Here is a 21,362-nt window from a genome sequence, read left to right as displayed (position 1 = left end):
CTGAGGTCGGCGAATACGACGAACCGAGAGATCGGGTTGCCTGGGGCCGGAGTCCGAAGGCGAAGCTGGCCGGCACCGCTACTGGTACGCCTGCAGCCCGGTGAGGTCCTCACCGAGGATCAGGGTGTGGATGTCGTGGGTACCCTCGTAGGTGTACACCGTCTCCATGTTCGCCATGTGGCGCATCGGCGAGTAGTCGGCGGTGATCCCGTTGCCACCGAGCATCTCGCGGGCGATCCGCGACTGGTCCCGAGCCGTGCGGACGTTGTTGCGCTTGGCCATCGAAACGTGTTGCGGCCGCATCTCGCCCGCCTCCTTGAGATCGGCGAGCCGGTGGGCGAGCAGCTGCGCGAGCGTGATCTGTGTCGCCATCTCCGCGAGCTTCTCCTGTTGCAGCTGGAAGCCGCCGATGGGCTTTCCGAACTGCTCGCGGTCAGTGGCGTACTCGCGGGCGACCTCGAAGCAGTCCCGGGCGGCGCCGACTGCGCCCCACGCGATACCGTAACGCGCCTGGGTGAGACACGACAGCGGCCCCTTCATCCCCGAGACCCCGGGGAGGCGGTTCTCGGCGGGGACGTGTACGTCTTGGAGGCTAATCTCGCCCGTGATCGACGCGCGGAGACTGAGCTTCTCGTCGATCTTGTTCGTCGTGACGCCGTCCCGGTCGGTCTCGACGAGGAACCCGCGGACGGGCGTTCCCTCCTCGGTGTGGTCTTTCGCCCAGACGACGGCGACGTCCGATATCGGGGAGTTCGTGATCCACGTTTTCGAGCCGTTTAGCACGTAGCCGTCGCCTGCGTGCCCGCCGGCACGTTCGGCGCGCGTCTCCATCGCGGAGGGGTTCGATCCGTGCTCCGGCTCGGTGAGCCCGAAACAGCCGACCGCCTCGCCGGTTCCGAGCTTCGGCAGCCACTCCTCCTTCTGCGCGTCGCTGCCGAACGCGTGGATTGGGTACATCACCAGCGCACCTTGCACGCTCGCCATCGAGCGGAGCCCGGAATCGCACGCCTCCAGTTCGCGCATCAGTAGACCGTATGCGGTCTCGCTGACGCCCGGTAAGCCGTAGCCTTCGAGGTTCGAAGCGTAAAATCCCATCTCGCCCATCTTCGGGATCAGCTCTGTGGGGAACGTGCCGTCGATCCAGTGTTGACCGATGTCTTCGACCTCGCCGTCGATGAACGACCGGGCGGAGTCGACGAGCAGGCGCTCCTCCTCGGACAGGGTCGACTCCATGTCGAAATAATCGAGCATACGAGTACTTACCGTATCAGAGATAAATAACTATACTCTTGCTCACCCGACGATCAAGTTCACGCGTCAGGAGTGAAGTCCGAAAAGGATCTGTAGCGGTCCCGACGAGAGCCCAAGGCCGCCACAGTACCTGCATTCTATCGAGTAAGTTACCATCGACGCTGTGGTCGCAGAGCAGGTCCGATTTCGACGGTACGTGTCTCCATCGCGTTATTTAATGATCCGGAACCGAACCGCGAAAAAGTTCGACCTGTTCACCTTCGTTCGCATAGTTGACAGCAGCGTCGACCGGGAACGCGCGTTGATCCGATGGCGAGCGAGGCCACGCGTTAATGTCCGCCGGGCACCTATGGGAGTCATGCGCGAACTCGTCTTCGCCCTCGAGTACGAGCCGGGGCGCAACCGGGTGGCCGACGCGTTGGCCGACCACCCCGGCGCCCGGGTCCGATCGCTGTCGGTACACGCCACGGACGACCACCTCTGGCGCGTGGATCACGCGACCGGCACCCCGGCCGCACTCGACGACATCGAGGCCGCCTTCCTCGACGGCGACTACTACGCCGACTGCCTCGCGACCGAACACTGCGGCGCGACCCAGACGACCCGCGTCCTCGATCACACCGACGACACGCTGGTGTTGTACACCGACTGGGAGCCCACGCCCGTCTGCGCGTCCGTGCCGCACATCGCGCGGGACCACCTCGGGGAAAGTGTGCTGTTCGAGACGCGTCACGAGGGGCGCCACTACACCTGGCGGCTCATCCACTCCGGCGAGGGCGACGTGGGCGACTTTTTCGACGCGCTTCGGGCGGCAGTCGGCGACGCTGCCCGCACCGAACTGCTCAAGACGGCGAGCGCGTCGGGCGCGGCTGGCGGGTCGGGAACGAGCGGAGACGAGGTCGGCCTCTCACCCGAACAGGAGGCCGCGCTCAGGGCCGCCGTCGAACACGGCTACTACGAGTCCCCGCGTTCGGTCGACGTCGGCGACCTCGCCGACCACCTCGACGTGCCGCGGTCGACACTCACCTACCGGCTCCGCCGGGCCGAAGAACTGCTCGCGAAGGCGCACGTCGCCGACGGGCGGATCGTCGACGCTTCACCGGCCTCGAAGTGAGGCGAGCGGACTCGGCGTCGTCGAAGACGACTCGATCCGCGTGTATTGGAATATTCCAACCAAGGCTTATCGAGATACGACCCCTCATTCCGCGTAATGACAGACGGCTCGAACGGGCGCGGGGAGATCGAGGGCGGCGGGATAGCCGACGAGGAGGCCGGTGAAGGGGGGACCCGCCGACAACTGACCGCCAGCCTCGCGGTCCCGGAGATGGACTGCCCCTCTTGTGCCGGTAAGGTCGACAACGCGCTCGGGCGCCTTGACGGCGTGACGGACGCCGCCCTCAACCCGACCGCCGGGACGGCGACAATCACGTACGATTCCGACGCCGTCGACGAGGACGACGTGGTCGAAGCGATCGAGGGCGCTGGCTACGAGGTCACGGGCGGGCGGTCGGCCGGCGACGGGAACGCAGACGGCAACGGGAATTCCGACGATGAGTCCGGCGGCGTCGCCGTTGCGCCTCCCACCGAGGTCTGGACGACGCCGCGCGCGAAGAAGACGTGGCTGGGCGCGGGCCTCGTGACGCTCGGGCTCCTATTCGAGTTCGTTCTGACCGGGCAAAACCCCGCGGTAGCGAGCGTGCTCGGCGTCCCGCTCACGCTCGCCGACGTGCTGTTCCTCGGCGCGGTCGCGGCGAGCGGGCTCCCCGTCATCCGCGGCGGGTACTACTCGGCGCGGAACCGAAGCCTGGACATCGATCTGCTGATGGGGACGGCGATCCTCGCGGCGACGGGGATCGGCTACTTCGTCGAGGCCGCCACGCTCGCGGTGCTTTTCAGTATCGCCGAGCTGCTCGAGGATTACGCGATGGATCGCGCTCGGGACTCACTGCGCGAGCTGATGGAACTGTCGCCGGACGAGGCGACCGTCAGGCGTCGGGGGGAAGAGGTGACTGTCCCGGCCGACGACGTGGCGGTCGGTGAGCCCGTTATCGTTCGACCGGGCGAGAAGGTCCCGCTCGACGGGACGGTGATAGAGGGGAAGAGCGCGGTCGACGAGTCCCCGATCACCGGCGAGAGCGTCCCCGTCGACAAGGTTCCCGGCGACGAGGCGTTCGCGGGCGCGATCAACGAGGAGGGGTACCTCGAAGTCGAGGTCACCTCGACGGCGGGCGACTCGACGCTGGCGCGGATCATCGAACTGGTGCAGGGCGCGCAGGCCGAGAAGACCGAGACCGAGCGGTTCGTCGATCGGTTCGCGGGATACTACACACCGATTGTAGTCGTGTTAGCAATTCTGACGGCCGCTGTCCCACCGCTACTCATCACGGACCCGATCGCGGTCGACGTCGCCGGCTACGGGATCACGTTCGCCGCCGACTGGGGGACGTGGTTCGTCCGCGGACTCACGCTGCTGGTGATCGCGTGTCCGTGCGCGTTCGTCATCTCGACGCCCGTCTCGGTCGTCTCGGGGATCACCAGCGCCGCAAAGAACGGCGTCCTCATAAAGGGCGGCAACCACCTCGAGGCGATGGGCGAGGTCGACGCCGTCGCGCTCGACAAGACCGGGACGCTCACGAAGGGCGAACTCGCAGTCACTGACCTGCTTCCGCTCGGCGACACCGACGAGTCGACGCTGCTCCGGCGGGCCGCGGCGTTGGAGCGCCGGAGCGAACACCCGATCGCGACCGCGATCCTCGACCGCGCAGAGCGGGCGGGCGTGATCGACGTTCCCGATCCGACGGGCTTCGAGAGTCTGACCGGGAAGGGGATCCGCGCCGAGATCGACGGAGAGACGTACTACGCCGGGAAGCCCGCGCTGTTCGAGGAATTCGGTTTCGACCTCTCGCGGGCGCGGGCGGAGACCGACGGCGGGGTCGTCGCCGAGGGTGACGGAGCCGAGCCGGAGGGGTCGGGTGACGGTGCGTTCGCCGGAGAGACCCTCGCGGCGCTGGAGAGCGAGGGGAAGACCGTGGTGCTCGTCGGGACGGCGACGGAGCTCACCGGAGCGATCGCCGTCGCCGACGAGGTGCGGCCCGACTCGAAGCGGGCGGTCGAACGCCTCCGAGAGCTGGGCGTGGCGCACGTCGTGATGCTGACCGGCGACAACGAGGGGACCGCGCGGGCGATCGCCGAGCAGGTCGGCGTCGACGAGTACCGCGCCGAGCTGCTCCCCGAGGAGAAGGTGGACGCGGTCGAGTCGCTGCAGGCCGCGTACGGCGAGGTCGCGATGGTCGGCGACGGGATCAACGACGCCCCCGCGTTAGCGACCGCCGAGGTCGGCGTCGCGATGGGCGCCGCGGGGACAGACACGGCCTTGGAGACCGCCGATATCGCGCTGATGGGCGACGACGTGGCGAAGCTCCCGTACCTGTACGCGCTCTCGCACACCGCCAACGGTGTGATCCGCCAGAATATCTGGGCGAGCCTCGGCGTGAAGGCCCTGCTCGCGCTGGGCGTGCCGCTGGGACTGGTGAGCGTCGCGGTCGCGGTCGTCGTCGGCGACATGGGGATGAGCCTCGGCGTCACCGGCAACGCGATGCGGCTCTCCGGTATCGAGCCCGAGTCGTTCGAGTGAACCGGCGGTTCGAGTCGGTCGCTCGCAACGCTCAAACAAACATGAACAATTATTAAGGATGCGCTCCTTGGGTGAATCGTGCCACCCGTAGTACACTGCTGACCCAGGCTCGGAATCGGAGACAGCGATCGGTCCCGAGGGTCCGAGTACGCGCGAGACGAGCATCGAGACAGAAATAACGGCGCCGGGCGACGAGTCACCGGTCGCCCGCGAGGCGAGCGGGGACCTGCCGACCGCGGCCGAGGCGGTCGCGCAGTGCGCGGCGACGTTCGACGCGGCGGACACGCGGCGGATCCCGAACGGGACCGGCCGATGGAACGCGTACGCGGGGTCGTGTCACGGCGGCGAGTGACCGCCCTCATCTCGGCTTTTGAATCCGACGAGCGGTGCGCCTACACGTCGTAATCTGTTGTCTCGGATATTCAGTTCCCGAAAACGGTGCAGTCGGTTTGTAAGGCCGGATCGCCTACGACCGGTCATGCAGCCACACGAGCGCGGTGAACACTCCGACTCGGCGTCGCGGGTCGCGGTGCGGCTGTGCGGGCTCGCGGACGGAACGGTGGCGTGCGACGCGGTCGACGACGCGGCGCTCGAACGCGTCGAAGAGGAGTTCCTGTGCGCCAGCGGCGAACGCTGGGGCGGCGTCTGGCGCGGGATTCCCGTGGCTGCGCTGCTCGACCGACCGGATGTCGATATCGACCCCGAAGCGACCCACGTCCGTGTCGGCGCCGACGGGTACGCCGTCTGCGTGCCGATCCGGACCGCCCTCAACGGTGTGCTCGCCGTCGAACGCAACGGCGAGCCCCTGCCGCCGGCCCGCCGCCCGCGGTTCGTCGCCCCGGTCGAGGCCGGGCGGACGGTACGTGGGGTGCGCGAACTCCGATTCCTGCGGCTCGGACCCGACGAGGACCCGCAAGAGTACGAGGAACTCGGGTACTGACAGCGACGTGTCGGACCCGGGCCTTTTAGGCGACGACCCGACTACTGAATATCGGCCGATGACGATGCACCGCTCCGAGCTGCCTCGGCACCAGCGATGACGAGCCCTATGAGTGCCGAGGCCGACTTCTATAGGACCACTATTCGTCCGATAATACTGGGTAAGAACGAACGTGGCGCTAGCCGATCGAGGGAAGATCATAGCGCCAGCTCTCTATTATATAAATCTACAGTATATATAATTTTTTGAATATATTTGAGATGTATCACAATCATATCCCTATTTGTAGCCGTATTTGGCACGTCGATCTACAACCGGTTTTGACCCCGTTCGCGAACTGACACTCGGTTGGTGAAACTATGATCGCTTTTCGCGACATATAGGTTATCTATATGGAATAGTTGCATTAGATGTGATTTATATTTGTTTAGCACAGCTATTTACCATGATACACAAAGTATACGATATTTTTTTGATCGATCGATACCACCGCGATCAGCCCGATAACATGGAATTTCTGGTCGGCGGCACGGATGATCTTGAGTAGCTCTCGCTGAAGATGACTTCCGTGTTCAAGTTATTCATCAAGGATCAAGAATGATGCTATATACATATGTTAAAATATATTATAAGAAATATTATGTTATACGTATCATGTATCGCGACAGAGACCGGTCAGAGCCGATTCAAAACCGGCTCAGAACCGGTTCAAACCCGGCTCGAAGCGGTCAGTATCTCTCACAATGCACGTCACACAAATGGGGCCATCGCGTGGGCTACGCTCCGATCGCTGGTGAGCTTTGGCCGATCCCTGCCTGGGGAGGGCCTCCCGATCACCGAAGCGGAAGACGGCCGAAGCGTTCTGGTCGGTCACGCCGACCGTCACCTGTTGAGTGTGTGGATAGCCTCTCCGCGAGCGTTCGCAACTGCCTCCATCACTGCCTCCGTGAGCGTTGGATGCGTGTGAATCGTCGACGCGATCGCGTCGAGGCTCGCTTCCGTCTCGATTGCCAGCGCCAGTTCGGCGACCAGCTCTGAGGCGTCGGGGCAGACCAGCTGCGCGCCGAGGATGGTCTCCGTGCTGCCGTTTGCGACGACCCGCACGAACCCGTCGGTCTCACCGAGTGTGAGTGCACGCCCCGACGCTCGGACCGGCATCCGGCCAACCACGGGTTCGTGCCCCGCTTCTTTCGCGTCGGCTTCGGTCATCCCGACAGTTGCGATCTCGGGATCGGTGAAGACAGCGGCAGGGATCGCCCGGGACGACAGTGCAGCGTCCTTACCCGCGATGACGTCGGCTGCGACTTCACCTTCTTTGCTCGCCTTATGAGCGAGCATGGGTTCTCCAGCGACGTCCCCGATCGCGAAGATACGCTCCGAATCGGTCCGTGTCTGGTCGTCAGTCGGAATGAATCCACCGGCGTCGGTCTCGATACTCGGATTCGCCAACCCGAGCATATCGGTGACCGGCTCTCGATCGACGGCGACGACGAGGCGGTTGGCGGTGTGTTCGGACCGGTCGCCGTCTTCGGTCTGGGTGAAGAGACGAACCCCGCGGGCGGTTTCCTCCCAGCTATCGGTCGCCCTCGCCGAGCGGTCAGCGGTTTCGTTTGTACTCGAGGAAGCTGTGGTCCTGCATGACCGCGGTGCGACCGCCGTCGACGAGCAGGCTCGTTCCGGTGATAAACGAGGCCTCATCGCTCGTCAGGAACGCGACGGTCGCGGCGACGTCGTCCGGCCTTCCGATCCGTCCCAGCGGATGTATCGCCTCGACCCGCTCGCGGTCGTCGTCGCTCAGCTCCTCCCGGGTGCGCTCGACCTCGATCCATCCGGGATTGACCGTGTTCACGCGGATACCGAGCGGCCCGAGTTCGAGCGCGAGCGCGCGAGTCATCCCGTTGATCCCCGATTTCACCGCGTTATACGGGAACAGTCCGGGCATCGTCAGAAACGCGTGGTTCGAGGACATGTTGAGGATGGCCCCGCCGTCGGGCATGTGCTCGACGGCGTGTTTGACGCAGAGCCAGAACGACCGGAAGTCGGTCTCGACGACGAACTCCCAGTCGTCCATTGTCGCCTCGGTCGCCGTCGTCTCAGTCTGTACCCCGGCGTTGTTGACGAGGACATCGATGCGACCGTAGCGCTCGGCGGTCGCGGCGATGAGCGACGCGATCGCGTCCGGGTCGCGCATGTCGGCCGCGATAAAGGTCGCCTCACCGCCGTCGGCGCGGATCGCGTCGACGACTTGCTGACCGTCGGCTTCCGATCGACCGTTGACGACGACGCGTGCGCCCTCGGCCGCGAGTCGCTTGGCGATGCCCGCACCGATCCCCTTGGTCGACCCGGTCACGATGGCGACGTCGTCGGCGTGCCGTCCCGATTGGGGGTCACTCATCGGTCGACTCCGGCAGAGCGCTCAGATCGCCGCGACCGGTGTATTCAACCAACAGATCGACTTCCTCCTGACGATACGGCGTCCCGTCCTCGTGAACCACGTCGTGGAACCAGGTGTCGGTATCCTCGTCCTCGACCGCCTCGGCGATAGATGTCTGTGCGGTGCTCCACGGGAGGTTGGTCTGGATCTTGCCGTTGACGAAGCCCCACGTGTAGCAGCCGATATTCCGTTCCTTATAAACCGGAAGGTGTGTCCGGACGTGGTTGTCTCGCGTCCGGGCGAGCCACTCCGTACAGAGCACGGGTCGGTCGTAGGTTTCGAGATCCGCGAGCCGTTCCTCCGTGAACTCTAGTTCGCTGTAATCGTGGAACGAGATGATATCGGCGTGTTCGCTGCCGATCCGATTTTGTTCGGTTCGATTCGGATCCCAGTTGACGCCGGCGGTGACGGGCTGTGTCGGGTCGGCCTCTCGGACCCAATCGAACGACTCTCGAAGCAGCGGCAGCGTCTGTTGGCCCATCTCGCTGTTTCCGGGCTCGTTGTACACGTCCCAGATGAGGACGCGCTCGTCCGCGCGGAACGCACCGACAATGTCGCGGACGTAGTCTGCCAGCTTCGGCCACACCGATCGATCGACGGCCCGCTCGTGGCCCGGACTCGGCGTCCACCGGCTGTTGTGCGTGTTGGGGACGGGGTCTTTCTGCGGCCCGAGAGACGGTTCCTCGCCCGAGAACGCGACGTCGTCGAAGAAGACGAACATCGTCGTGAGGCCGTGTTTCTCGGCGATCGAGAGGAACTCTTCCATTCGGCGTTTGAGTCCCTCCGGATCGTCTTCCCAGACGACGTACTGTAAGAACACCCGGACGGTGTTCATCCCGACCGCACTTGCCCAGCCGAGTTCCCGATCGATCGTCTCGGGATCGAACGAGTCGGCGAACCACATCTCCGTGGGATTCACTGCCGTACTCGGCAGGTAGTTGCAGCCGACGAGCCACTCCTGCTCGTCGTACCAGTTCCACGCTTCTTCCGTGCTCCAGCGTTCGGTTGTCATGTATCGAGTTTTCCGTGTCGGCTGTCGTGTGTATCGTCTCAATTACTCGTAACCGGCGGTGCGAGACCGCACGTCCCGGCCGTCACCACTCGGCGACGCTTCCGTCGTCGTGTCGCCAGACGGGATTGTGCCAGTCGACGTCCAGTTCGGCGCGTTCGCGAACGTAGTCGACGTCGATCTCGACGCCGAGGCCCGGGCCGTCGGGGAGGTCGACGAACCCCTCCTCGTAGTCGAAGACCGAAGGGTCCACGAGGTAATCGAGCACGTCGTTGCCCTCGTTGTAGTGGATATCTAGGCTCTGTTCTTGGATGAGCGCGTTCGGCGCGACGGCGTCGACCTGCAGACAGGACGCGAGTGCGATCGGGCCGAGCGGACAGTGGGGCGCCATCGCCACGTCGTAGGCCTCGGCCATCGCGGCGATCTTTTTCACTTCGGTGATGCCGCCGGCGTGTGAGAGGTCCGGCTGAATGATATCGACCGACCCGTTCTCGAAGATCTGCTTGAAGTCCCATCGCGAGTACATCCGCTCGCCCGTCGCGATCGGCGTCGACGTCTGGGCGGCGATCTGGGGAAGCGCGTCGTTATGTTCCGGTAACACCGGCTCCTCGATGAAGAACGGCTCGTGGACTTCGAGCTCATCGGCGAGACGTTTGGCCATCGGCTTGGTGACGCGACCGTGAAAGTCTACACCGATGTCGATATCGGGGCCGACCCGGTCGCGGACTTCGCCGAGGCGGTCGACCGCGGCGGCGACGGCGCTCGGATTATCGACACGGCGGAGTTCCGGCGTCGCGTTCATTTTGAGCGCGGTGAACCCGGCGTCGACCTTCGCCGCGGCCGCCTCACCGACGTCGGCGGGACGGTCACCGCCGACCCACTGGTAGACGCGGACGCGATCGCGGACCGGTCCACCGAGGAGCTCGTAGACCGGGGCGCCGAACTCCTTTCCCTTGATGTCCCAGAGCGCTTGGTCGATGCCGGCGATAGCGGACATGAGTATCGGGCCGCCCCGATAGAAGCCGCCGCGGTACATCGTCTGCCAGTGGTCCTCGATGCGGTGTGGGTCCTCGCCGAGCAGATACGTCTCGAGGAGCTCTTCGACCGCCCCGCGGACGGTATGGGATCGCCCTTCGACGACCGGTTCGCCCCAGCCGACAGTGCCGTCGCTGGTCTCCAGTCGGAGGAACAGCCAGCGCGGCGGTACTTCGAACAGTTCGTAGTTGGTGATTGTTGTCATGGTGTGGTTGTTTCGCGTCGTTAGGTACGGTTTCGTCCGTCGATGAGTCGCTCGAGGAGAATCGTTCCCACCGGCTGTTCGCCGTAGGCCTGTCCGAGTGGGACGGTCGTCACGCACACCCGCCCGTCGCCAACCGACCGCGTGAGGAGCGGGCTGCCCCAGTTCGCGATCCAGCCTTCGACGTACTCCACGTGGATGTCGTCGCGGTCGGTGTCGAGTCCGGTCACCAGCGCGTTCGGATAGATCCCCTCGAAGGCCCAATCCAACCGTTTGCTTCCGGTCAGATCCGAGATGAGGGGACTGTCGTGGGCGAACAATGACGAGCAAAGGTTCCAATTTTCTCCCCGCGGGAGCTCTCGGTACTCGAAGAGGTCGTCTGCGGGCGTCGACTCGTGTAGTCGGGGGAGCAACAAGACGTCGCCACCCGCCTCCGCGAACTCTCGGACGAGAGTATCGAGCGTCGACACGACTGCCAAATCGACCTCGTCGGTCAACTCGCGGGTCACGTCGTGTCGGGAGCCGATGAGGCGATCGGCGACGTAGTTCTCCTCGACGAACACCGTCGTCTCGTGGTTCGGTACCCGTGTGGGCTCGACGACTGTTACCGGCTCTTCGTTTCTCGCCGTCGCCGGTTCCTCATCGCCCGCCGCGTCGCTCGTGAACGTGACTTCGAGCGTGTAGACCCCGGACGCCTCGACCGGTGGCGTCGACACGGAGACCGTTCGCGGTCGGGACCGCGCGTGGGCGTCAGCCGCCACCTCGAAGCGTCCCTCGTCGACCGTGTCACCGGTTGCGTCAGCGGAGAGCGACCAGTTGACGGTCCCGCGGTGAACGTCGCGACCGTCGTTGACCACGGTGACCGAGGCGGTGACCTCGTCGCCGCCCCAGACGACGTGACTGTCTGGCTCAGCGGTGACGAACAGCTCGCTGTTGATCGCGGCGAACTCCTCGTGGAACGCCTTCTCTTCGCGCCGGTAGTCGAGGATCCCGTTGAACTCCCATTCGATATCGCTGAACTCGGTAATGATGTATCCCGAGATGCCGCTGTGAACCCGCATCTGCTCGATGAGGTCCTTCACGGAGTGGTACTCTCGCCACTGCCAGACGTCGGCGAGCTCGGAGAGCCCGTCGAACGTCGTCGGGAGCGCCGTCTCCTCGAAGCGCTTGTCGAACCCGGCGGGCGACCGCAGGTTCGATTCGAGGTGGACCTGTCGTTCGTTCACCGAGCCGTCGGAGGCGGTCAGGAACGGGTGATTGTACCAGTCGGGTTCGCCGCCGTAGAACTCCTCGAGCGCGTCGGTATCCGACAGTCCCCACATCCCGAACTCTGAGACGAGAACGGGCGTCGACTCGGGGTCGGTGTACGTCGCGGCGTAGTTGTCCTCGGGGTTCGAGACCATCGAATCGAGGTCCTCAGCCCACCCAGCGGAACGGTCGGGACTGGCGAAGTACCGGTGGTAGTCGTTGATGTCGGTCGCGACGTGAGCCCAGCCGGAGTTGTCACAGACGAGCCGCGTCGGGTCCCAGCGTTTCGCCGTTTCGTAGAACTCCCCGAGGTACGCTTGCTTTTCCTCGTCTTCCCAGACGAACGGCTCGTCGTCGGCGTGCCCGATCCCCCACTCCTCGTTGTAGAGGCTCCAAGCGACGACGCTCGGGCGGTTGAAGTCCCGGTCGACGAGGTCTCGGAGCTGTTGGCGGACCTCCGCTTTCGACCGTTCGGTGTATCGAGTCGGGTTCGCGGGCTCCTCCCAGACGAGGATGCCCATCTTGTCTGCGAGTTCGAGAAACGTCGGGTGGGCGGGCTTGATGTGTTTGCGGAGCAGGTTGAACCCCAGTTCCTTGGCCGTCCGGATCTCCCGTTCGAAGAGGTCCTCGTCGAAGGGGCGGTACAGCGTCTCCGGGTAATACCCTTGGTCGAGTGCGCCGCGTACGTAGAGCGGCTCACCGTTGAGATAGAGCTCGCCGTCAGCGGTGCTCACGCTCCGCATTCCGAAGTAGTCGGCGTCGCTGTCGACGGTCCCCTCGTCGGTCGAGAGCGTTACCTCGACGTCGTAGAGCGCGGGCCGGTCAGGCGTCCAATAGACGGCGTCCGGAATCGGGACCGCGACCTTGGTCGCGGTTTCGGGGTCGGCGTGACGGGTTTGCTTGGCGACGAGGTCACCGTCCCGCTCTACCCGGACGGTCGCTTCGAGGTCCGCCGGTGCGTGGGTGTCCACGGCCGTCGTGAACTCCACGTGAGCGACGTCGTCGTCGAGGTCCGGTGTCACTGTTATATTGGAGACTCGGATCAGGGGACGAGTTTCGAGGGTTACGTCCTGCCAGATGCCGCTGACGCGGGTGTACCACGGATCGCCCTGTTTCCCGTGCGGGATATCGCTCATGTCCTCGGGGTCGTCGACCCGAACGGTAACGACGTTCTCACCGGCCTCCAGCGCGTCGGTGACGTCGACCTCGAACGGGAGGTAACCACCGCGGTGGTCACCGCATTCGATCCCGTTGACGTACACCGTGGCGTGGTAGTCGACCGCGCCGAACCGAAGGAAGGACCGCTGGCCGTCGGGAACCGAATCGAGCTCGATCGAAGTTCGGTACCACGCGACCCCGGTGTAATCGGTCAGTTCGTCTGTCTCCTGCCACGCCGAGGGGACCGAGACCGAGAATCGGTCACCGTCGTCGGGCCACTCGTCGGCGTCGTACCACTCGTCGTCGATCCCGACATTTCCGGCGTCTCGCCGAAGCTGCCAGTGTCCGTTAACCGATCGAGTAGAGCGGCCTTCGACGGATTTCAGTGAGTCGTTGAGTTTCATATGTGTGTTAGTGTACTGCGTTAGATGAGCGCTGGTTCGTTGGAGTTTGAGTGTTGCGGTCTGTTTCTGGAGACGGTTGCGGGGACGGACTCAGGCAGGCGTGCCCGAGACCGGGGTCGACGCGTCGCCTACAGCGGGTACGTCGAAGTCATCGGCGAGGTACTCGACATGGTAGGAGAACGCCGCTGCTGCGAACAGCAGGACGAACCCGATGGTCAACAGCGCCGTTACCGCGAAGACGATGGCGGTGACGAGCCCGAGCGACAGCGCCGCCGCCGGGTCGGTGGCCGTCCACACGTACGCCCGCTTGAGCGCGACCACGGGTGATTCACCGTCTGCCATGGCGACGAACGTCGGAATCAGGGCGACCACGAGGTAGCCCGCGACGTAGAGGCCGATGACGGCGATGATCGGCGTGAGGCCGGTGAGCGTCGTTCCCCCGCGGAGCGAGAGCCCTGCGGGAGCGGCGAACACGACCGGAAGCACGCTCAACAACAGCGCGTGGACGCCGTTCGTGCGAACCGCGTCGACGACGTAGTCGCGATCGAGTCGACCGGTCTGGCGAAGCGACCGAACGGCGGCGTACGCGCCGAGCGTTGCCGGACCGATCGTCACCAGCGGAAGCGAGGCCACGAACCACGCGACGCTCACCGCGACGAGGGTTGCGCTGTGCTGGTAGCCGAACCGAAGGGCTCGCTTGTGCGGCGGGCGGTCATCGAGTTCGGTTCCGACCCCGGAATCGTGACCCGACATTATCCTGTGGTCCCCTGCATCTGGACAGCGTTCACGAGGTGTTCCTGCAGAATGAGGAACACGACGAACAGCGGTGCAGCCGCGATAAGCGTCACGGCCATCTCGGCACCGGGCTGGAACACCTGTGTGGGCTGTGTCGTCACGATACCGACCGGCAGCGTGAACGACGTCTCACCCTGCAACACGATGAGCGGCCAGAGGAACTGGTTCCACGTGTAGACGAAGGTGTACAGCGACAGCGCGGCGATCGCCGGCTTCATCAGCGGGAGCACGATTCGCAGGTAGATTTGGAACGTGCTAAACCCGTCGAGTTTCGCCGCCTCGATCACCGAATCGGGGAGATCTTTGAAGAACTGCGTGAACAGGAACACCCCGATCGGAATGGCGCTGAACGGCAGGATAACCGCCAGCGGGCTGTTGAGCAGTCCGAAGTCCGAGATGATGGTGTACAGCGGCACCATGTTCGCGTAGATCGGCACCATGAAGCTCGCGATGATCACCGTAAACACGATTCGTTTGCCCGGCCAGTCGAGTTTGGTGAGCGAGAACGCGATCATCGAGTCGATGATGACGACGATGATCGTCGTTGCCCCGGCGATGACCAGCGTGTTTATCAACCACTGTAGGATCGGCGCACCCTGCAAGACGGCCTGGTACCACCGGAAGGTGATCTCGGGCGGAATCCAGTACGGCTGCTGAGAGAACGCGAACGCTTCCGTCTTCAGCGACGTCGACAGCATGTACAGGTACGGAGTGATGAACAGCAACGCGGCTCCGTACAGCGCGACGTACAGGCCGACCGTCTTGGGCTCGGGGCGGCTGAACCGCGTGGTAATGCGCTTTGACATCAGTCGTTCCCTCCGACGAACTTGAAGTTGATGAGCGAGACGGCCACGAGCACGACGAACAGGAAGTAGCCGATAGCCGCCGCGTAGCCGAACTCCTGTTGGCGGAAGGCGACTCGGAACAGGTACATGACGAGCGTCTGCGTCGAGTTACCCGGACCGCCGTTGGTCATGATGTACACCTGACCGAACACTTGGAACGAAGCGATGAGCTGGACGGTGGTCACGAACACGATCGCCGGCCGCATCTGCGGGAGCGTGATGTCTTTGAACGCACGCCAGGAACTCGCGCCGTCGATACGTGCGGCTTCGTACAGCCGTTCGGAAACGCCCTGTCTCGCTGCCAACAGGATCACGAAATTGAACCCGACGGTCCACCAGATCGTCGCGAGCGCCACCGCCGGCATGGCGAACGTGAAGCTGTTGAGCCACGCCGGCGGGTTGCTCATGATGAACTCGAGGTAGTAGTTGATCGGCCCGTACTGGGGAGCGTACATCTCGGCCCAGATGAGCGACACGACCGAGACGGTCAGCACGTAGGGGCTGAAAAACACCGTCCGGAGGAAGCGCTTCCCCTTGATGTCCTGATTAACCCCGAGTGCGAGTGCGAGCCCGAGGCCGACGAGCGTCGGCACCGTCAGCACGACGAAAAGCGCCGTCGCGCGAACGGCCGCCCAGAACGTCGGGTCCCTGACCATCCGGACGTAGTTCTCCGCCAGGATGAACTCCGACTGTGAGGGGTTGAACGCGTTCCAGTCGAAGAGACTCATGTACAGCCCCTTCAACAACGGGTAGAGCAGGAATACCGAGAAAACCAAGAGGTACGGGAGGGCGAACAGCACGCCGTCCCGCGTCTCAGTGTCCACGTCGTCGACTCGGGGGAGTCGGCTTCGGATCGAACCCGTATCTTTAGTTGCCATTGATTACCCGGATCGTGTCATCCCTGCAGGTTGTTTGTCACGTCGGTGGCGGCCTGCTTGATTCCCTCTTCGGCGCCCAACTGTCCAGCGTAGATCTGTGAGATCGCGTTGTTCACCGGTCGGGTGTAGTTCTCGTTGTTCTCGGTGCTGGGCATGTACGAGAGCTCGCCGTTCTCCGCCATCTCTGAAAACGTCGAGAGCGTCATCTCCCAGACGTTCGATCCCCGGAGTTCGTCCGACCCGAGCACAGACTGGGCCGCGGGGAGGTGACCCGCGTCGGTCCCCCACTCGAGGCTATTCTGCGTGATCCATTCGGCGGCTTCGACCGCTGCCTCCTGGTTGGAACTGCTGTTCGGCACGCCGAGGGTGTGGCTGTTGGCCCACGTCTGTGGCGCCGACTGGCCGGGTGCGACGAACGGCTTGGTCATCCCGTACTCGAAGTCCTGCGCTTCGAGCACGCCGTAGTACCACGTCCCGTTGATCGTCATGGCGAGATCGCCCGACCGGAACGCTTTCGTCCCGCGGTCGGCGGTCGTGTCGGCCCGGTCCCAGTCCCATTCGTTGGCGATGTCGTGGTAGAACTGGGCGAGCGCCACCCCGTGGTCGTCGCCGAAGGCGGCTTCCGTGTTGTCGTCGTTGAGGAACTCGCCGCCGCGGCCGTGCTGCCACGCAATGAACTGTCGGACGAAAAATCGGAGATACGGATCGGGACTGAACGCCTGCTTGTCCGTCTCGGCGGTGATCGTGTCGGCGGCCGACTTCAGCTCATCGAACGTCGTTGGCGGACTCTCGGGATCGAGACCCGCCTCCTCGAAGATGTCCTTGTTGTAGTACAGCCCGTTCGGATGCGTGTCCAGTGGGACCGCCAGTTGGTCGCCGCCGAACTCGGTTTCCTGCCAGATGGAGTCGACGTACTCGTCGGCGGCCCCGTCACTGAGCATCCCACTAATCGGCGTGAGCGCGTCGGTGAATCGCTGGATCTCCGTCGTGTGGAACACCGCAAGGTCGGGAGCGTCGCCACCGGTCATCGAGGTGAACAGCTTGTCGTAGTACTCGTCGAACGGCTGTCGCTGCCGTTCGACCTGAATGCTGTCGTGTTCCTCGTTGAACTGGTCGACGAGCGTTTTCATCGCCTCACCGTCACCGCCGGCGAACAGCGTCCAGTACTGGAGCGTGGTCGTCCCACCCGAGCCCCCACCCGTGGTCCCACCGTCGTCGGCACAGCCTGCGAGACCAGCGATCCCAGCCGCTCCTGCCGCTTTGATGAACGTGCGCCTACTCGACGGTGTCGCTGCTTGCTTCTTGCGAGCCATCAACATAGCTTCTGGAGAGCATGTATTTAATTGTTTTTGTTGTAGTTTATCTTGATAGTCAGCGTTCGACACCAGATGAGAATCAGACGGGCTATCCACGTTCCGAGACCGCTATCGACCGTCCGACTGCGTAAGATCCTCACGAAAGATGCAAACTTATATATACGTCTTAGTGAAAAGCTCACACAGTAGCCCATGAGTAGAGTAAGTTTCACCGATGTAAAGAAACTGTACGGCGACGTACTTGCCGTCGAGGAAGTGGACTTGGAGATTGCGGACGGCGAGTTCGTCGCGCTGCTCGGACCCTCCGGCTCCGGCAAGTCGACCGTCCTGCGAATGATCGCCGGACTCGAGGATATCTCCAGCGGTGAGATACGGATCGGCGATCGAGTCATCAACGACGTCCACCCGCGGGACCGTGGGATCGCGATGGTGTTCCAGAACTACGCGCTGTATCCGCACATGACGGTTCGAGATAACCTTTCGTACGGGCTCAAGCTGACTTCGGATCTATCTGAGGACGCGATCAGAGAGCGGGTCGAAAACGCGGCCGAGATGCTCGGGATCGAAGACCATCTCGAAAAGAAGCCGGCCGGTCTCTCCGGCGGCCAACAACAGCGCGTCGCAACGGGTCGTGCCATCGTCCGGGAGCCGGAAGTGTTCTTGATGGACGAGCCGCTGTCGAATCTCGACGCGAAACTGAAGATGCACATGCGGACGGAGCTCCAACGGATCCACGACGAACTCGAGACGACGACCGTCTACGTCACCCACGATCAGGAGGAGGCGATGACGATGTCCGACCGGATCGTCATCCTCGCCGAGGGACACATCCAGCAGGTCGGAACGCCGGACGAGATCTACAATCGCCCCGCCAACCGCTTCGTCGCGGACTTCATCGGCAGTCCGGCGATGAACTTCTTCGACGTTCGACTCGACGGCGGGTCACTGGTGGGAGACGGGTTCGAGTACCCGCTTTCGAAGGCGACTGCAGAGACGGCGCGGGACGGGACGACGACGTCGGATCTGACACTCGGCATCCGGCCAGAGGATCTCACTATCGTCGAGTCGCCTACCGAGCGGACCGTCAAAGCGGACGTCGAGGTGGTCGAACCGGTCGGCAGTGACAACTACATCTACGCGGAGGTCGCCGGACAGGGAATGACGATCCGCGTCCCGGCAGATGTGAAACCGGACGTCGGTGATACGGTGTTCGTACAGTTCAACGAGGAGAACATCCATCTGTTTGATACGGAAACAGAGCTGAACCTATTCGCGTTGGCGGAACAGTCGACGAACCAATCAGTCGGGTCAGTCTCGTAGATCCGGCCTCGTCATCGAACCAGTTACTCGACGTATATCGAATTCAGCTCGATGACGTTCGCCGCGCTCCGAACCAGCTCCGGAATCTCCGTTTCGAGCCGCTCACCTTGCATTCTGCTTTTCGGTGCCGCAATACTGACCGCGCCGTGAAGGGAGCTGTTCTCGCTGGTGACCGACGCGGCGACGCATCGCATTCCCGGCTTCGCTTCCTCCATGTCCAGCGCGTATCCGCGTTCTCTGATCTCTCGAAGGGATTCGAGCAACGTATCGAGATCGGTGATCGTGTGTTCCGTGAACTCGGACAGCCCGTGTTCGTCGGCGATACTTCGGACGCGTTCGTCGGGGAGCTCGGCCAGAATCGCCTTTCCGAGACCGCTACAGTGCAGCGGTTCGCGAAGGCCGATCTCGTGTGTCGTCTGGATCGCTTCCTCCCCGTGTGCCTTGTAGAGCAGGACGTTCTGTCCGTGCTCGATCACGCTGAACAACGCGAGCTCGCCGCTTTCGGCCGCTAGCTTGTCGACTTCCTCGGCGACGATGTCGAAAATGCCGGTGTTGTATTTGACTCGCTCTCCGATATCGAGGAACTTGAGGCCGTTTTGGTACCTCTCGTTCCGCTCGACGACGTACGCCGACTCCTCGAGTCGATCGAGATAAGCCGTCACCGTAGATTCACGTCGCTCCGTGACTTCGGCGATCTCTTGGGGAGTAGCACTGTCCATCTCGTTGAGTGCCTCAACGATCTCGAAGGCGGGCTCGACGCCACGGACGTCTCCGACCGACGGTCGATACGTGCCGTTCACGTTCAGTACCCGGTCGGCAGAGACGAGTGTCGCGAGGTGGCGATGCACGGCGCTTTTCGAGATGTCGAGCGATTTCGAAAGCTCTGTGACCCCGGCTTGGCCGTGCGAGTCGAGATACTCCATGATCGCAAAGGCGGTCTCTACGGCTTGCACCGTTCGGGGAGCGTCGCCGTTCGCCTCGTTTGATTCCATACAGATACATTACCATCAAACATAATATATCTTTCCCATGAGAGAGAACAGTAAATATTTTGTTCACGTTAACAGAACAGTAGTGGCCGACCGTTCTCTTGGATACGACTCGGGTGTACCGCTAGTTAGAGCCACCTGGCATTACAAGAGTATGTTCGTAATGGAATCCGCCTATTGTTGAATCGAATCGAAATTCTCGATGACCCTGAGGGCATCAGCAACCTGCTCTACCGACACGTCGACCGGTTCGTTCCCGATCGGTCCCGTAGGGTCGGTAGCGACACGTCCGACCGCTTCGAGTTCCTCGTCTGACGGATCAGTCACACCAAGACCTGACAAATCGGTTGGTAATCCGACTGAAACTGCAAAATTCCGGATGTCTCCAACGTCCTCGTCAGTTGCACCCTCAAGGAGCAGTTGCGTTAACAGTCCGATCGTCACTTTCTCGCCGTGCGTCGCCGATTCGGCTCCGGGCAAGGTCGTCAATCCATCGTGAATAGCATGTGCAGCGGCGAGTCCACCGTTCTCGAAACCGAGCCCACTCAAGAGGATAATCGCTTCCGTAACGGCCTCCACTTTTTCCGTTACCGAGTCCGACTCGACCGCTTGAACCGCTCCCCTGGCGTGATCACGGAGCAGTCGGTTACACGCCTGCGCAAGCTCGCGGCCAGCGTAGGTGGGTCGGTCCTCAAACACCGTCGTCCCATTACTCTCCCACGTCGCCGTTGCTTCGTACCACGTTGCCAGCGCGTCACCGATCCCCGAAACGAACCAGCGAGTCGGTGCCTGTGCGATGACGGCTGTGTCGACTAAAACGAACTCCGGATGACGGCGATGTTTTTCCGCATCGACGACCGACCCGTCTTCTCCGTAGACGATCGAGATACTGCTCGTCGGTGAATCAGTCGCCGCAATCGTCGGAACCGATCCGACAGGCAACTCCTGTCGGGCAGCGACTGATTTCGCCGTATCGAGTGATTTGCCTCCGCCAATACCCACCACCACGTCGGCTCCCATCTCCACAGCAGCGGTGGTTAGACGGTCGATCTCGACAACTGTGCAGTCACCGCCGAAACGAAGGCGCTTAAATGTTCCGGCTGCGGATTCGAAGCTCTGTGTGACGGTTTCGGCCGTCAACTCCCACACGGTGTCGTCGGCGATCACGAATGCGGTTTCCCCGTGTCGTTCGGTCAGTTTCCCGAGTTGATTCAAGGCGCCTGCAGATTGAGTGTACCGGCTAGGGGCAGCAAATGTCCGTGTCATACGCATCCGTTGAATGTGGATTCTATTTAGTGTATGGTCTCGGTTTGATACTGGCTACTCAGCAGTATACAGATGAGGTAACTCCATGCGAAAGTGGACAATCAAAGCCGCTTATCAACAGTGTCTGCTTTGGAATTGCAAAATAGTTTAAAAACAAATATGTTTACTATTATACCTACTAAAATATAGGTTAAATGCTGTCGCGAAAGCCGTGTGTCTCGTCGCGGTCGTTGCGGGCTTCTCGATGGAGTTCCCCATTGAGATCATCAGCGTCATCGACGATGAACACGGCGTCGACAACGTCGCAGTTCTCCAGACGCTCGGTGAAAAATTCTCGTACGAACGAGACCGTATCCGTCGAAAACAGCCAAAAGTGAAGTATATTGTTGGTTTCAGGATCGACTGCGGCGTACAGCCAGCACTCTGTGTCGTTGATCAGGTCCGACCGTCGATCGACGGCAACGCGCTCCGAGCGTACATCACCTGCCGACTGTATCTCGGCTTTTTGGACCCCGTTCCAGATCGCGGTTCCAGATCGCGGTTTCTCATGGCTTGATGCCAAAATTATCAACAATAGAAACAATATTTGAAAGTGATAGTACTGCAAAACGGTAACGAATCCCCTGTAACGATCTCAC

The 21,362-nt window shown here is 62.6% G+C and carries 16 protein-coding genes and 1 pseudogene; 5 read left to right on the top strand and 12 right to left on the bottom strand.

Annotation, left to right across the window (positions count from 1 at the left end):
- Positions 1-78 precede the first annotated feature (78 nt).
- Positions 79-1,251 (bottom strand): acyl-CoA dehydrogenase family protein, encoded by a 1,173-nt coding sequence (locus ACNS88_RS00705; RefSeq protein WP_435092927.1) that lies wholly within the window; start codon positions 1,249-1,251, stop codon positions 79-81.
- A gap of 358 nt (positions 1,252-1,609) precedes the next feature.
- On the opposite strand from ACNS88_RS00705, the gene ACNS88_RS00700 reads away from it, so the two are divergent.
- The 3 genes from ACNS88_RS00700 (at position 1,610) to ACNS88_RS00690 (ending at position 5,825) form a co-directional block, all read left to right on the top strand.
- Entirely contained in the window at positions 1,610-2,365 is a 756-nt protein-coding gene (locus ACNS88_RS00700; protein WP_435092925.1) for a helix-turn-helix domain-containing protein, read from the top strand.
- A 96-nt stretch (positions 2,366-2,461) separates the two neighbouring features.
- Complete coding sequence (locus tag ACNS88_RS00695; protein WP_435092923.1) at positions 2,462-4,885, top strand: heavy metal translocating P-type ATPase; 2,424 nt, start codon at positions 2,462-2,464, stop codon at positions 4,883-4,885.
- Between the two features lie 478 nt (positions 4,886-5,363).
- A complete protein-coding gene (locus ACNS88_RS00690) occupies positions 5,364-5,825 on the top strand; it encodes a molybdopterin-dependent oxidoreductase (protein WP_435092921.1) in 462 nt (153 codons plus the stop codon).
- Positions 5,826-6,707: 882 nt separating this feature from the next.
- On the opposite strand, the pseudogene ACNS88_RS00685 reads toward ACNS88_RS00690, so the two are convergent.
- The 9 genes and pseudogenes from ACNS88_RS00685 to ACNS88_RS00645 all read right to left on the bottom strand — a co-directional run.
- A pseudogene (locus ACNS88_RS00685) lies at positions 6,708-7,409 on the bottom strand (oxidoreductase dimerization domain-containing protein); the annotation flags it as partial.
- Between the two features lie 13 nt (positions 7,410-7,422).
- Complete coding sequence (locus tag ACNS88_RS00680; RefSeq protein ID WP_435092919.1) at positions 7,423-8,220, bottom strand: SDR family NAD(P)-dependent oxidoreductase; 798 nt, start codon at positions 8,218-8,220, stop codon at positions 7,423-7,425.
- A complete protein-coding gene (locus ACNS88_RS00675; RefSeq protein WP_435092917.1) occupies positions 8,213-9,271 on the bottom strand; it encodes a cellulase family glycosylhydrolase in 1,059 nt (352 codons plus the stop codon). Before ACNS88_RS00675 ends, ACNS88_RS00680 begins: the two co-directional genes overlap by 8 nt.
- 82 nt (positions 9,272-9,353) lie before the next feature.
- Positions 9,354-10,508 (bottom strand): galactonate dehydratase, encoded by a 1,155-nt coding sequence (dgoD, locus tag ACNS88_RS00670; protein WP_435092915.1) that lies wholly within the window; start codon positions 10,506-10,508, stop codon positions 9,354-9,356.
- A 20-nt stretch (positions 10,509-10,528) separates the two neighbouring features.
- The gene (locus ACNS88_RS00665) at positions 10,529-13,315 is read right to left on the bottom strand and encodes a glycoside hydrolase family 2 protein (RefSeq protein WP_435092913.1); all 2,787 of its coding nucleotides are present in this window, start codon (positions 13,313-13,315) and stop codon (positions 10,529-10,531) included.
- A 90-nt stretch (positions 13,316-13,405) separates the two neighbouring features.
- Entirely contained in the window at positions 13,406-14,068 is a 663-nt protein-coding gene (locus tag ACNS88_RS00660) for a YesL family protein (RefSeq protein ID WP_435092911.1), read from the bottom strand.
- The gene (locus ACNS88_RS00655; RefSeq protein WP_435092909.1) at positions 14,068-14,916 is read right to left on the bottom strand and encodes a carbohydrate ABC transporter permease; all 849 of its coding nucleotides are present in this window, start codon (positions 14,914-14,916) and stop codon (positions 14,068-14,070) included. Before ACNS88_RS00655 ends, ACNS88_RS00660 begins: the two co-directional genes overlap by 1 nt.
- Entirely contained in the window at positions 14,916-15,833 is a 918-nt protein-coding gene (locus ACNS88_RS00650) for a carbohydrate ABC transporter permease (RefSeq protein WP_435092907.1), read from the bottom strand. The genes ACNS88_RS00655 and ACNS88_RS00650 overlap by 1 nt, the downstream gene beginning before the upstream one ends.
- Positions 15,834-15,850: 17 nt before the next feature.
- Positions 15,851-17,146, bottom strand: a complete 1,296-nt coding sequence (locus ACNS88_RS00645; protein ID WP_435092905.1) for an ABC transporter substrate-binding protein — start codon at positions 17,144-17,146, stop codon at positions 15,851-15,853.
- 195 nt (positions 17,147-17,341) lie between these two features.
- Here ACNS88_RS00645 and ACNS88_RS00640 point away from each other — a divergent pair, with 195 nt between their 5' ends.
- Positions 17,342-18,469 (top strand): ABC transporter ATP-binding protein, encoded by a 1,128-nt coding sequence (locus ACNS88_RS00640; RefSeq protein WP_435092903.1) that lies wholly within the window; start codon positions 17,342-17,344, stop codon positions 18,467-18,469.
- Between the two features lie 23 nt (positions 18,470-18,492).
- Here the strand turns inward: ACNS88_RS00640 and ACNS88_RS00635 are convergent, their stop codons facing one another.
- Positions 18,493-19,461, bottom strand: coding sequence for an IclR family transcriptional regulator domain-containing protein (locus ACNS88_RS00635; RefSeq protein WP_435092901.1), 969 nt, complete (start codon positions 19,459-19,461; stop codon positions 18,493-18,495).
- Positions 19,462-19,632: 171 nt separating this feature from the next.
- Entirely contained in the window at positions 19,633-20,724 is a 1,092-nt protein-coding gene (locus ACNS88_RS00630) for a glycerol dehydrogenase (protein WP_435092899.1), read from the bottom strand.
- 244 nt (positions 20,725-20,968) lie between these two features.
- On the opposite strand from ACNS88_RS00630, the gene ACNS88_RS00625 reads away from it, so the two are divergent.
- Positions 20,969-21,280, top strand: a complete 312-nt coding sequence (locus ACNS88_RS00625; protein WP_435092897.1) for a hypothetical protein — start codon at positions 20,969-20,971, stop codon at positions 21,278-21,280.
- Positions 21,281-21,362 lie beyond the last annotated feature (82 nt).

It is taken from the genome of Halorubrum shenae (genome assembly GCF_051194165.1).
GTDB lineage: Archaea > Halobacteriota > Halobacteria > Halobacteriales > Haloferacaceae > Halorubrum.
This window is presented reverse-complemented; position numbering and strand designations above follow the sequence as displayed.